The organism is Pseudomonas sp. S49 (assembly GCF_009866785.1).
Lineage (GTDB): Bacteria > Pseudomonadota > Gammaproteobacteria > Pseudomonadales > Pseudomonadaceae > Aquipseudomonas.
Genome location: NZ_CP019432.1, coordinates 1633362 through 1645486 on the forward strand (window position 1 = coordinate 1633362; position 12125 = coordinate 1645486).

Consider the following 12125-nt stretch of genomic DNA (forward strand, 5'->3'; position numbering starts at 1 on the left):
TGGGGCACATCATAAGGGCGCGTTGGTGAAATGGGTAGTTGATAAAGGATCGGTGGTGCCCGACCAAAGCCGACTGTGCGACCTGCGTGGGGGCTGTATACTTGCCGGCAAATTTGAGGAGGGCCCCATGGTCGAACAAGTTGAACTGAATCGCCTGTTTTGGCACAGCCGTCGCGGCATGCTTGAGCTTGACGTGTTGCTGGTGCCGTTCGTGCAGGAGGTTTACGCGACGTTGAACCAGGTGGATCGCGATCTGTATGTGCGTCTGCTGACGTGCGAGGATCAGGACATGTTCGGCTGGTTCATGGAGCGCAGCGAGTCTGAAGATCCGGAATTGCAGCGCATGGTTCGCATGATCCTGGATCGTGTCCAGCCCAAGTAACACGTTCGAATGCCGCTGGCATGCCTCGCGGCAGTTGCTGGCGGCGTATCTGTTGGCCCAGGCGTTCGCACTGGGTGCTTTGTTTCTGCTTTCGATTCCACTCTGGGCCAGTCTGCTTGGGGCTTTAGGCTGCCTGCTTCATGGCGTTTGGGTGTTGCCTCGGCAGATTCTGCTGAATCATCCCAAGGCGTTTCGTGGATTGCGTCGGGACGCCGATGGTTGGCAGGTGTGGAATCAGGCGGATGGTTGGCAAGCGGCGCAGCTGCGCCCGGACAGCCTCGCGCTGCCCTTGATCGTGGTGCTGCGTTTTCGCTTGCGCGGCGAATGGCGGGTCAGATCGATCTGCGTGCCACGGGACTCGCAGGCGGCGGATCTGCACCGACGCCTGCGAGTACGGCTCAAGTTCAGCCGACGTAGGTGGGTGGCACCAGAATAGTGTCGAGTGCTTCGGGCAGCATGTCCGGGTAGTCGAGGGTGTAATGCAGGCCGCGACTTTCCTTGCGCTCCATGGCTGAGCAGATCATCAGTTCGGCGACTTGCGCCAGATTGCGCAACTCGATCAGATCGCGGCTGACTTTATAGTTGCTGTAGAACTCGTCGATCTCGTCCAGCAGCAGACGCACGCGGTGTTGCGCCCGTTGCAGGCGCTTGTTGGTGCGCACGATGCCGACGTAGTCCCACATGAATCGCCGCAGTTCATCCCAGTTGTGCGCGATGATCACGTCTTCGTCCGAGTCGGTCACCTGACTGGCGTCCCACGCGGGCAGGGCGCTTGGCGCGGCGACATCGTCCAGCTGCGCGAGGATGTCCGCCGCCGCCGAACGGGCATAGACAAAGCATTCCAGCAGCGAGTTGCTGGCCATGCGGTTGGCGCCGTGCAGGCCGGTGAAGCTGGTTTCGCCAATCGCGTACAAGCCCGGCACGTCGGTGCGACCTTGTTGATCGACCATCACACCACCGCAGGTGTAGTGCGCGGCGGGTACGACCGGAATAGGTTGTTTGGTGATGTCGATGCCAAAACCGAGGCAGCGCTCATAAACAGTGGGGAAGTGCGTCTTGATGAAGTCTTCGGGCTTGTGGCTGATGTCGAGATAGACGCAGTCGACACCCAGACGCTTCATTTCATGGTCGATGGCCCGGGCGACGATGTCGCGCGGTGCCAGTTCGGCGCGCTTGTCGAAGCGATACATGAAGCGTTCGCCGTTCGGCAGCTTCAGGTGTGCGCCTTCACCGCGCAGAGCTTCAGTAATAAGGAAGCTTTTCGCTTGTGGGTGGTACAGGCAGGTCGGGTGGAACTGGTTGAATTCCAGGTTCGCCACCCGACACCCGGAGCGCCAGGCCATGGCGATGCCATCACCGCAGGCGCCGTCGGGATTGCTGGTATAGAGATAGACCTTGGCTGCGCCGCCCGAAGCCAGAATCACGAAGCGTGCGCCGTAGGTGTCGACTTCGCCGGTTTTGCGGTTGAGTACGTAGGCGCCGAGGCAGCGCTCGCCTTCCATGCCTAAACGGCGTTCTGTAATCAGATCAACGGCAACCCGCTGCTCCAGCAATTCGATATTCGAACGCTCTTTGGCCTGAGTCAGCAAAGTTTTGAAGATTGCGGCACCGGTAGCATCGGCCGCATGGATGATGCGACGGTGGCTGTGACCGCCTTCGCGGGTCAGATGGAATTCGAATCCGCCATCTTCAGTGCCGGATTGATCGTCGCGGGTGAACGGAACACCTTGGTCGATCAGCCACTGAATGGCTTCGCGGCTGTGCTCCACAGTGAAACGCACGGCGTCTTCATGGCACAGACCACCGCCGGCGTTCAGGGTGTCCTCTACATGGGATTCGACAGTATCAGTGTCATCAAGCACGGCGGCGACGCCACCCTGGGCCCAGAAAGTCGAACCGTTGGCGAGATCGCCTTTGCTCAAAACGGCAATGCGCAAATGACCCGGCAGGGTCAGCGCGAGACTCAAACCGGCAGCACCGCTGCCAATGACCAGAACATCGTGTTGGAATTGTTGGCTCATTACAGGATTCCGCTCAAAGCGACCCGGGTCGGGGGGTGGCGCAAGACAGCTGGATCGGCGAGTCAAGACAGCCACACAGCCCACTAGTATATAGAGGGGGGGGACGGCACAATAGCCGAGCCGATATGGCATTGTGAAACTACTGTGACGGAAAAAACCGGGTGCTTCGTCGGAAGTTTTTTTCACCCTTTTGGGAAGAACACGACTGTATCGGCGCTGAAACAGGATTTTTCTGCTCAGGGTTGCCCAATGTCCGGGCGGTGCGGCTATAAATAATTGGAACTTTTGCCAAAGGCCCAAGATCAATAGTCGGTGCCAGAAACAAGGGACGTGTCGGCTTCAGTGCGGAATCTGCGGTTGGATTCCTGCCCGGCGAAACCGATAACAAGATTATTCGCGCAGCCGGTTTATCCCGCGCTGCGTTTTTCGTGCGTGCCAAATCAGAGCTCGCAGGAAACTTGCCTGGAGGGGGAGAACTTTTGCGAAAAGCCCGAGTCTATGTTTGCAAGTCTGGTCGTTTAGTTATGCAAGTCTCCTTCGGGCTTATCGAGGAGTGTTCATGCTAACCCAGGAAGAGGATCAGCAGCTGGTCGAGCGCGTTCAACGCGGCGACAAGCGAGCTTTCGATCTGTTGGTGCTGAAGTATCAGCACAAGATTCTCGGGTTGATCGTGCGTTTTGTGCACGACACCCATGAAGCCCAAGACGTGGCTCAGGAAGCCTTTATCAAGGCGTATCGAGCACTTGGAAACTTTCGCGGCGACAGTGCGTTTTATACGTGGCTGTACCGTATTGCCATTAACACGGCGAAGAATTACCTGGTTTCACGCGGCCGCCGGCCGCCGGATAGCGATGTAAGTTCCGAAGACGCAGAGTTCTACGATGGCGATCATGGCCTCAAGGATCTCGAGTCCCCAGAACGTGCACTGCTGCGGGATGAGATCGAAGGCACCGTCCATCGAACCATTCAGCAACTGCCAGAGGATTTGCGTACGGCTTTAACTTTACGTGAATTCGATGGTCTGAGTTACGAGGACATTGCGAGCGTCATGCAATGTCCGGTGGGTACCGTGCGCTCCCGGATTTTCCGCGCCCGGGAGGCCATCGATAAAGCCCTGCAGCCGTTGTTGCAGGAAAACTGAGACAGCGGCGACAGCCAAGAGAGGAACGCCATGAGTCGTGAAGCCCTGCAGGAATCGCTGTCCGCAGTGATGGATAACGAAGCGGACGAACTGGAATTGCGTCGAGTGCTCAATGCACTGGACGATGTTGATACCCGTGAGACCTGGGCTCGTTACCAGATCGCTCGGGCAGCAATGCACAAGGATCTGCTGCTTCCACGTCTGGATATCGCTGCGGCAGTGTCTGCTGCACTGGAAGACGAAACGGCTCCGGCCAAAGTATCCCGCAGCCCATGGCGCAACCTCGGCCGTCTGGCTGTTGCGGCCTCGGTGACTGTTGCCGTTCTGGCCGGTGTTCGCCTGTACAACCAGGACGAAATCGCTGGTGTAGAGCTGGCTCAGCAGTCCAATCAGCCAACCCTGGCGACCCCACAGGTCAAAGGTCCGGCTGTTCTGGCAGGCTATAGTGAGAGTTCGGAAGCCACTGGCCCGATGGCTAACGGCGTACTGCAAGGTCAGCCAGGCTGGCACGATCAGCGTCTGCCAGGTTATCTGCGCCAGCACGCTCAACAGGCTGCACTGAAAGGCACTGAAAGCGCACTGCCATACGCACGTGCAGCAAGTCTGGAAAACCGTTAAGGAGGATCATGCGCGCCATACCTCTACTTTCGCTTCTGCTCAGTGGCTGGTTCATTGTTCCAGCCCATGCTGATGAGGCCCAGGACTGGTTGACCCGTCTGGGCCAGGCCGAGCAGCAGCAAAGCTTTCACGGCACATTCGTATACGAGCGTAACGGTAGCTTTTCTACCCATAACATCTGGCATCGCGTCCAGAATGGCCAGGTCCGCGAGCGTTTACTCCAGCTCGACGGTTCGGCACAGGAAGTCGTGCGCATTGATGGGCATACTCAATGCGTCAGCGGCACCCTGATAGCCGGACTGGGGGATTCTCCCAACTCAGCCGCTCGTCCTCTCGATCCGCAAAAGCTGAAAAACTGGTATGACCTTGCCGTCATCGGCAAATCACGCGTGGCTGGGCGTGACGCAGTGATCGTATCGCTGACGCCTCGCGATCAGCATCGTTACGGTTTTGAGTTGCATCTGGACAAGAAAACCGGCTTGCCGTTGAAGTCGTTGTTGCTGAACGACAAAGGGCAGCTGCTCGAACGCTTCCAGTTCACCAGTCTGGATACTGATGAAGTCCCTTCGGACAAAGACTTGCAGGCCGACGCAGACTGTAAAGCGATTACGCTCGACAGCGACAAGGCTTCGGCCGTCAAGACTGCTCAGGTATGGCATTCGGACTGGCTGCCACCAGGTTTCGAACTGACCAGCAGCACCTCGCACAAAGATCCGGAAACCAAGACTCAGGTCAACAGCTTGCTGTATGACGACGGTCTGGCGCGTTTTTCGGTTTTCCTTGAGCCATTGAACGGCGCAACCGTCACTGACACGCGGACTCAACTGGGCCCGACCGTTGCCGTTTCCCGGCGCCTGACCACGCCAGAAGGCGAAATGATGGTGACAGTGGTCGGCGAAATTCCGATTGGCACCGCCGAACGAATTGCTCTGTCGATGCGTAACACTGATGGCGCTGCAACCAGCAAGCAGTGAGCTGATTTCAGTCATTACCACTTCTTCGTTGAGACGTAGATGAAATGTTTGCTGAGCATTTTCATTTGCAAATACCCTGAAAATTTTTTATAGGTCAGAGCCTCACGGCTCTGGCCTTGTTTGTTGTTGCCGGAACAAAAATGCCGGTCGGTGGTTTCCGGTGTTCCTTGCTCCATATCGCTTAACCCTGCTCGTCGTAACGGGAGCTGTATGTCGATACCAAGTTTGAAATCCTGTCTTTCCATTTTCGCCACTGTGCTGTTGCTCGGTCAGGCGGTGCCTGCTGCGCAAGCGGCCGATCTGCCTGACTTCACCCAATTGGTCGAACAAGCTTCGCCAGCCGTGGTGAACATCAGTACCACGCAGAAGCTGCCGGACCGTAAAGTGAACCAGCAGATGCCTGATCTGGAAGGTCTGCCGCCGATGCTGCGCGAGTTCTTCGAACGTGGCATGCCGCCTCAGCAGCGTTCGCCGGGCGGTGGTGGTCGTCAGCGTGAAGCGCAGTCGCTGGGCTCAGGCTTCATCATCTCTCCGGATGGCTACATCCTGACCAACAACCACGTGATTGCCGATGCCGACGAAATCCTCGTGCGCCTCGCCGATCGCAGTGAAATGAAAGCCAAACTGATCGGCACTGACCCACGTTCCGACGTTGCCCTGCTGAAAATCGAAGGCAAAGACCTGCCCGTGCTCAAACTCGGTAAATCCCAGGACCTGAAAGCCGGTCAGTGGGTTGTCGCGATCGGTTCGCCGTTCGGCTTTGATCACACCGTGACCCAAGGCATCGTCAGTGCCGTCGGCCGTAGCCTGCCGAACGAAAACTATGTGCCGTTCATTCAGACCGACGTGCCAATCAATCCGGGCAACTCCGGTGGTCCGCTGTTCAACCTGAACGGCGAAGTGGTCGGCATCAACTCGCAGATCTATACCCGCTCCGGCGGCTTCATGGGCGTGTCGTTTGCGATTCCGATCGACGTGGCGATGGACGTTTCCAATCAGCTGAAGAGCGGCGGCAAAGTCAGCCGTGGCTGGTTGGGTGTGGTCATCCAGGAAGTGAACAAGGATCTGGCCGAGTCGTTCGGTCTGGATAAACCGGCCGGCGCGCTGGTTGCCCAGATTCAGGATGACGGCCCGGCAGCCAAGGGCGGCCTGCAAGTCGGCGACGTGATCCTGAGCATGAACGGTCAGCCGATCGTCATGTCTGCTGACCTGCCGCATCTGGTCGGTGCACTGAAAGCTGGCGCCAAAGCCAATCTGGAAGTGATTCGTGAAGGCAAGCGCAAGAACGTCGAGCTGACCGTCGGTGCGATACCTGACGAAGACAAAGAGCTTGATGCACTGCCGAAGTCCGGCGCTGAAAGTACCAGCAACCGCCTCGGTGTTTCAGTGGGCGAGCTGAGCGCCGAGCAGAAGAAAACCTACGACCTCAAAGGCGGGGTGGTGATCAAGGAAGTGCAGGACGGTCCTGCGGCCCTGATCGGTCTGCAGCCAGGTGACGTGATTACGCACCTGAACAACCAGGCCATCGGTTCCGCCAAGGAATTCGGCGAGATCGCCAAAGCGCTGCCGAAGAATCGTTCGGTGTCGATGCGCGTTCTGCGTCAAGGTCGCGCCAGCTTCATCACCTTCAAGCTGGCTGAATAATCCAGCGGCAGGGTAAAAAAGAAACCGCCTCGGAAGAGGCGGTTTTTTTATGCCTGAAGCTTTTGTCCCGGCGGGTAACGATCACCCCATCATGTCCTTGATCATGCGCTCCTGCTCCATCAGCTCGCGCTGACGGGCATCGATGCGTGAAGACAGCGGGAAGTTGCTGCCTGCCTTGCGCTTGGCGAAATCGAGCTGCTGGATCGCCTGACGATAATCGCCAACCAGTGCGAAGTACTCCGCGCGCGCCTGGTGCAGGCCAATGATGTTGCCCGACAAACCACGGGTTTCGGCGACTTGATACCAGACATCCGGATCATCCGGACGTGACTTGAGCAACGCTTCCAGTGCTTTCTCGGCATCAGGTGCGCGATTCTGTTTGAGCAACAGATCCACCCGAACCTGATTCAACGGATAGTTGCCGGGATATTGCGTAAGCATCCGCTCAACCCGCGATTGCGCATCCGGCAGGCGATTGTTGGTGATGTCCAGATCGACCTGGGCAAGGTTGTAGATGATTTCGTTCGGCGAGGTCGCCAGCAATTGCTTCAGATTCTCGCGCGCCTCATTCAACTGGCCGCCCTTGATCTGTGCAATCGCCAGACCGTAGCGTGCCACATCGTTTTTCGGGTTCTCGTCCAGTTGCGCACGGAAACGCTTGGCACCCAGGCCTGGCGTTTCTTCGTAGATCAACTGCACACGGGTGCGGATCAACTGATAGCGCTTGGAATCTTCGATTCCGCCTGGCTTGGCCTGTTCGGCACGGTTGCGGGTATCGGCGATACGCGATTCGGTGACCGGGTGAGTCAGCAGGAATTCCGGGGGCTTGGCGTCGAAACGGTATTGACGCATCAGACGCTCGAACATGGTCGGCATCGAGCGCGGGTCATACCCGGCCTTTTCCAGATTGAGGATACCGATGCGGTCGGCTTCCTGTTCGTTCTGACGGGAAAAGGTCCGTTGCGATTGAATCGCCGCTGCCTGTGTACCGGCAATTGTTGCGATGCCAGCGTCACCGCCACCGGCCGCCGCAATGACGATGCCGGCCAGCAGCGCGGCCATCATCGGCACCTGCATCCGCTGCGAAGCCTCGACGCCGCGCGCGAAGTGACGTTGCGACAAATGCGCCAATTCGTGTGCGAGAACCGAGGCATATTCACCCTCGGTCTGCGCATTGAGGAACAAACCGCCGTTGACCCCGACCACGCCGCCCGGCGCTGCGAAGGCGTTGAGCTGCGGGCTGTTGATCAGAATGAATTCAAGGCGTCGGTCCGTCACCTGGCTGGTCTCAACCAGCTTGTAGACGCTGGATTCGACGTAGTCCTTGAGCTGCGGATCATTAAGTTGTGAGACCTGACTGCGCAACATCGCCAGCCAAGCGCGGCCGAGCTGATATTCCTGTTGCGGCGAGACAATGGCAGAACTGGCGTCGCCGAGTGACGGCAGATCGTCGGCAAAGCCTGGTGAGGCGAGCAGGCAAGCGAGCGTCAGCAGGGTAGGGCGCAGAAAAGTCATGCACAAAGCCTTAGAAGACAAAGACCTTACTGTAGCCGGACACCGGAGCTGCGACCAGATATTCTAGGCAGCTCGACGACCCGAACCGGAGTGACGCAATGACTGACGCTGTAGCCCATGACGTGGAACTGGACGCCAGTGGCCTGAATTGTCCGTTGCCGTTGCTCAAGGCAAAAATGGAACTCAACAAACTCCAAAGTGGCGCCGTCCTCAAGGTGATCGCCACGGATGCTGGCTCACAGCGCGACTTTCGCACCTTTGCCAGATTGGCCGGTCATACGCTGCTGCGTGAAGAAGACGAAGCAGGCGTTTACCGTTACTGGTTGAAAAAGGCCTGAGCCCACAGCGTAAAAGACCTAAGGATTATTGATGTTCAAAGTGTTACGCGACTGGATTCAGCGCTATTTCTCCGATGAAGAAGCCGTGGTGCTGGCGGTGCTGCTGTTTCTCGCCTTCACCGCGGTGCTCACCCTCGGCGGCATGCTCGCGCCGGTGCTGGCAGGGATGGTGCTGGCGTATCTGATGCAAGGCCTGGTGGTCACGCTGGAGCGCCTGCGCGTGCCGGGTGGCGTGGCGGTCGGCCTGGTGTTTGCGCTGTTCATGGGCGTGCTGATGGTGTTCATCGTCGTGGTCGTGCCATTGCTTTGGCATCAATTGATTACCTTGTTCAATGAGCTGCCGGGCATGCTTGCCAAGTGGCAATCGCTGCTGTTATTGCTGCCGGAGCGCTATCCGCATCTGGTGTCCGACGAGCAAGTGTTGCAGGCGATCGAGGCGGCGCGCGGCGAGATTGGCAAGTTTGGCCAATGGGCGCTGACATTCTCATTGTCGAGTCTGCCGCTGCTGGTGAACATCATGATCTATCTGGTACTGGTGCCGATTCTGGTGTTCTTCTTCCTCAAGGACCGGGCCATGATCGGCGAATGGGTGCGTGGCTACTTGCCGCGTGAACGTGCGTTGATCACCCGGGTTGCGCAGGAAATGAACCGGCAGATCGCCAATTACATTCGCGGCAAAGTCATCGAAATCGTGATTTGTGGCGGCGTGACCTACATCGCTTTCGTGGCGCTCGGTCTCAACTACGCGGCACTGCTGGCGTTGCTGGTCGGTGTGTCGGTGGTGGTGCCGTACGTTGGCGCGGTGGTGGTGACCGTGCCGGTGCTGTTGATCGCGCTGTTCCAGTGGGGCTGGAGCGATCAGTTCATCTATTTGATGGCGGTGTACGGGATCATCCAGACGCTGGATGGCAACGTGCTGGTGCCGTTGCTGTTCTCGGAGGCGGTCAATCTGCATCCGGTGGCGATTATCTGCGCGGTGCTGTTGTTTGGCGGGTTGTGGGGATTCTGGGGGGTGTTCTTTGCGATCCCGCTGGCAACGCTGTTCAAGGCGGTGCTGGATGCGTGGCCGCGCAAGGAGCCGGCGGTGGCACCGCTGCTGTAACGATTGATCCAGATTTTGTAGAAAGGCTATTCGCGAGCAGGCTCGCTCCCACATTGGATCTGTGGCGTTCACAAGTCCAATGTGGGAGCGAGCTTGCTCGCGAAGGCGTCAATGAGGGCGACGCAAAACCATCAGGCTTTATTCAGATCCTGAGCAGCAGCCAGCACTGCATCCACATGCCCCGGCACTTTCACACCACGCCACTCCTGACGCAGCACACCGTCCTTATCAATCAGGAAAGTGCTGCGATCAACGCCCAGGTATTCCTTGCCGTACAGCTTCTTCAGCTTGATCACGTCGAACAGCTGGCAGACAGCCTCGTCCTTGTCGCTGATCAGCTCGAACGGAAACTCCTGCTTGCACTTGAAGTTCTCGTGGGACTTCAGGCTGTCGCGCGAGATTCCGAAAATCTCGGTGTTGGCAGCCTGGAACGCTGCGTACTGGTCACGAAAGCCCTGACCTTCAGTTGTGCAGCCCGGCGTGCTGTCCTTCGGGTAGAAGTAGATCACCACTTGCTTGCCCTTCAGGGCGGACAGGCTGACAGTCTGCCCGCTGGTGGCAGGTGCTTCGAAATCGGCAACCGGTTGGTCGATGACAACGGCCATGAAAGCTTCCTTACATTGGGTTCTGTGGGCGCCAGGGTTCGATCAGTGCGTCCAGGTTCATCGCATCGGAGAAGTCGAGGAACTGGTCGCGCAGCCAACTGATCTGGGTGCCGGCCGGCAGGGTCACGGTGAACGTGGCGTTGAGCATGGTGCCGCCGGTTTGCGGCGCCTGATAAGTGTCACAGGTCAGGTTTTCCAGCTCGACGTTGTGATCCATGAAGAACTGGCACAGCTCATTGATGATGTCCGGGCGATACGCCGAACTGACGTAAGCCACGTATGGTAGAGCTTGCGGACGATTTTCCAGCGGCGCGCTGCGCACCACATTGGCGGTAAAGGCGTGTTTTTTGGCCAGGCCCGGCAGGCTGCCTTCCAGGCGAGCGAGAGCGTCCCAGCTGCCGGAGATCTCGAGGATCAGCGCACTGCACTCGCCGTGGCGGGTCAGGCGCGAAGTAACCACGGCGCAGCGATTTTCATGGCTGGCGCGGCACAGGACGTTAGTCAGCTCCATGGGGTTGGCGCCAAGGGCACTGATGACAAGGAATTGTTCGCGAACTGTGGGGGTGGACATGCAGCATTCCTAAAGCGATGAGCGGTCGGTAGGTTTACGCGCGTTGGCTGCCGGGGAGTGCCTGTTCTGGCGTCCGTACTAAAAGACCCGGCAAGCGCTCGCGGCTCGCTCCACTATAGCGGGAGCGCGTCGATGCGACGCAGGAACGGGGTCTGGGAGGCCGTAAAGGAAGGCTGAAACCCGGCGTACAAGCTGATCAGTACCGATCAAAGTCTGAAGGGTAGCGAAAAGCAGCGCCAAGGGGAATGGCAGCAGCGCAGTACTTCGCTTGTGCAAGCATCTTGGCGCCAGTACCATTACCGCTCTCTTTTTCCGGCAGGAGCGGTTTCATGATTGCGGGCAGTATGGTGGCACTGGTCACTCCCATGGATGCACAAGGGCGTCTTGACTGGGACAGCCTCAGCAAACTCGTGGACTTCCATCTCAAGAACGGCACCCATGCCATTGTCGCGGTCGGTACTACCGGCGAGTCGGCAACCCTTGATGTAGAAGAACACATCGCCGTCATCAAAGCCGTGGTAAAACAGGTTGCCGGGCGCATTCCGGTCATCGCCGGCACTGGCGCCAACTCGACCCGTGAAGCCGTCGAGCTGACCCGCAACGCCAAAGAAGCCGGCGCCGATGCCTGCCTGCTGGTCGTGCCGTATTACAACAAACCGACTCAGGAAGGTTTGTACCAGCACTTCAAGTACATCGCTGAAGCGGTCGACATTCCACAGATTCTCTACAACGTTCCTGGCCGCACGTCGTGCGACATGCAGGCCGAGACCGTGATTCGCCTGTCCACCGTGCCGAACATCATCGGTATCAAGGAAGCCACTGGCGACCTGAAGCGCGCCAAGGCGATCATCGATGGTGTGAGCAAGGATTTCATCGTGCTGTCCGGCGATGATCCGACCGCCGTTGAACTGATCCTGCTGGGCGGTAAAGGCAACATCTCTGTTACCGCCAACGTCGCGCCGCGCGAAATGGCTGATCTGTGCGAGGCCGCGCTGAAAGGCGACGCCGACACTGCACGGGCGATCAACGAAAAACTGATGCCGCTGCACAAAGACCTGTTCATCGAAGCCAACCCGATTCCGGTGAAGTGGGCTTTGGTTGAAATGGGCCTGATGCACGAAGGCATCCGCCTGCCACTGACCTGGCTGAGCACACCTTGTCATGAAACGCTTCGCACGGCCCTGCGCCAGTGCAGCGTCCTGGTTTAATTGAGG

13 protein-coding genes are annotated in these 12125 nt (G+C 58.2%); 9 read left to right on the forward strand and 4 right to left on the reverse strand.

Annotated elements, in window-relative coordinates; genetic code table 11:
* Positions 1–127: 127 nt before the first annotated feature.
* Both PspS49_RS07210 and PspS49_RS07215 read left to right on the forward strand, forming a co-directional pair.
* Positions 128–382 carry a succinate dehydrogenase assembly factor 2 gene (locus tag PspS49_RS07210; RefSeq protein WP_007911418.1) on the forward strand — a complete coding sequence of 85 codons (255 nt, stop codon included), beginning with the start codon at positions 128–130 and terminating at the stop codon, positions 380–382.
* Positions 366–818 (forward strand): protein YgfX, encoded by a 453-nt coding sequence (locus tag PspS49_RS07215; RefSeq protein WP_127926192.1) that lies wholly within the window; start codon positions 366–368, stop codon positions 816–818. Before PspS49_RS07210 ends, PspS49_RS07215 begins: the two co-directional genes overlap by 17 nt.
* Here the strand turns inward: PspS49_RS07215 and nadB are convergent.
* Positions 787–2403: an L-aspartate oxidase gene (nadB, locus tag PspS49_RS07220; RefSeq protein WP_127926193.1), complete on the reverse strand. Its 1617-nt coding sequence runs from the start codon at positions 2401–2403 to the stop codon at positions 787–789. The genes PspS49_RS07215 and nadB overlap by 32 nt on opposite strands.
* A 559-nt stretch (positions 2404–2962) precedes the next feature.
* Between nadB and rpoE the strand changes: the two genes are divergently transcribed.
* From rpoE to PspS49_RS07240, 4 genes are all read left to right on the forward strand, one after another.
* Positions 2963–3544 (forward strand): RNA polymerase sigma factor RpoE, encoded by a 582-nt coding sequence (rpoE, locus tag PspS49_RS07225; RefSeq protein ID WP_003172477.1) that lies wholly within the window; start codon positions 2963–2965, stop codon positions 3542–3544.
* Between the two features lie 30 nt (positions 3545–3574).
* Positions 3575–4162, forward strand: a complete 588-nt coding sequence (locus tag PspS49_RS07230; protein WP_034153146.1) for an RseA family anti-sigma factor — start codon at positions 3575–3577, stop codon at positions 4160–4162.
* Between the two features lie 8 nt (positions 4163–4170).
* Complete coding sequence (locus PspS49_RS07235) at positions 4171–5136, forward strand: MucB/RseB C-terminal domain-containing protein (RefSeq protein ID WP_127926194.1); 966 nt, start codon at positions 4171–4173, stop codon at positions 5134–5136.
* 210 nt (positions 5137–5346) lie between these two features.
* On the forward strand, positions 5347–6780 hold the full coding sequence (locus tag PspS49_RS07240; protein ID WP_160038661.1) for a DegQ family serine endoprotease: 1434 nt from the start codon (positions 5347–5349) through the stop codon (positions 6778–6780).
* 81 nt (positions 6781–6861) lie between these two features.
* Here PspS49_RS07240 and PspS49_RS07245 read toward each other — a convergent pair whose 3' ends face one another.
* Positions 6862–8295 (reverse strand): M48 family metalloprotease, encoded by a 1434-nt coding sequence (locus PspS49_RS07245; RefSeq protein WP_160038662.1) that lies wholly within the window; start codon positions 8293–8295, stop codon positions 6862–6864.
* A gap of 98 nt (positions 8296–8393) precedes the next feature.
* Here PspS49_RS07245 and PspS49_RS07250 point away from each other — a divergent pair, with 98 nt between their 5' ends.
* Both PspS49_RS07250 and PspS49_RS07255 read left to right on the forward strand, forming a co-directional pair.
* Positions 8394–8633, forward strand: a complete 240-nt coding sequence (locus tag PspS49_RS07250) for a sulfurtransferase TusA family protein (protein ID WP_038358357.1) — start codon at positions 8394–8396, stop codon at positions 8631–8633.
* Positions 8634–8664: 31 nt separating this feature from the next.
* Positions 8665–9735, forward strand: a complete 1071-nt coding sequence (locus tag PspS49_RS07255) for an AI-2E family transporter (RefSeq protein WP_150651474.1) — start codon at positions 8665–8667, stop codon at positions 9733–9735.
* Positions 9736–9866: 131 nt separating this feature from the next.
* Here the strand turns inward: PspS49_RS07255 and PspS49_RS07260 are convergent, their stop codons facing one another.
* Both PspS49_RS07260 and PspS49_RS07265 read right to left on the reverse strand, forming a co-directional pair.
* Positions 9867–10340, reverse strand: a complete 474-nt coding sequence (locus PspS49_RS07260; protein WP_007911395.1) for a peroxiredoxin — start codon at positions 10338–10340, stop codon at positions 9867–9869.
* 10 nt (positions 10341–10350) lie between these two features.
* Complete coding sequence (locus tag PspS49_RS07265) at positions 10351–10911, reverse strand: glycine cleavage system protein R (protein WP_038358363.1); 561 nt, start codon at positions 10909–10911, stop codon at positions 10351–10353.
* Positions 10912–11240: 329 nt separating this feature from the next.
* Here PspS49_RS07265 and dapA point away from each other — a divergent pair, with 329 nt between their 5' ends.
* Positions 11241–12119 (forward strand): 4-hydroxy-tetrahydrodipicolinate synthase, encoded by an 879-nt coding sequence (gene dapA, locus PspS49_RS07270; protein ID WP_127926200.1) that lies wholly within the window; start codon positions 11241–11243, stop codon positions 12117–12119.
* Positions 12120–12125: the final 6 nt, after the last annotated feature.

Excerpts from the sequence above, each read along its gene's own strand:
- PspS49_RS07210 (WP_007911418.1), top strand. The coding sequence starts at position 128 with ATGGTCGAACAAGTTGAACTGAATCGCCTGTTTTGGCACAGCCGTCGC.
- nadB (WP_127926193.1), bottom strand. The coding sequence starts at position 2,403 with ATGAGCCAACAATTCCAACACGATGTTCTGGTCATTGGCAGCGGTGCT.
- rpoE (WP_003172477.1), top strand. The coding sequence starts at position 2,963 with ATGCTAACCCAGGAAGAGGATCAGCAGCTGGTCGAGCGCGTTCAACGC.
- PspS49_RS07230 (WP_034153146.1), top strand. The coding sequence starts at position 3,575 with ATGAGTCGTGAAGCCCTGCAGGAATCGCTGTCCGCAGTGATGGATAAC.
- PspS49_RS07235 (WP_127926194.1), top strand. The coding sequence starts at position 4,171 with ATGCGCGCCATACCTCTACTTTCGCTTCTGCTCAGTGGCTGGTTCATT.
- PspS49_RS07240 (WP_160038661.1), top strand. The coding sequence starts at position 5,347 with ATGTCGATACCAAGTTTGAAATCCTGTCTTTCCATTTTCGCCACTGTG.
- PspS49_RS07245 (WP_160038662.1), bottom strand. The coding sequence starts at position 8,295 with ATGACTTTTCTGCGCCCTACCCTGCTGACGCTCGCTTGCCTGCTCGCC.
- PspS49_RS07250 (WP_038358357.1), top strand. The coding sequence starts at position 8,394 with ATGACTGACGCTGTAGCCCATGACGTGGAACTGGACGCCAGTGGCCTG.
- PspS49_RS07255 (WP_150651474.1), top strand. The coding sequence starts at position 8,665 with ATGTTCAAAGTGTTACGCGACTGGATTCAGCGCTATTTCTCCGATGAA.
- PspS49_RS07260 (WP_007911395.1), bottom strand. The coding sequence starts at position 10,340 with ATGGCCGTTGTCATCGACCAACCGGTTGCCGATTTCGAAGCACCTGCC.
- PspS49_RS07265 (WP_038358363.1), bottom strand. The coding sequence starts at position 10,911 with ATGTCCACCCCCACAGTTCGCGAACAATTCCTTGTCATCAGTGCCCTT.
- dapA (WP_127926200.1), top strand. The coding sequence starts at position 11,241 with ATGATTGCGGGCAGTATGGTGGCACTGGTCACTCCCATGGATGCACAA.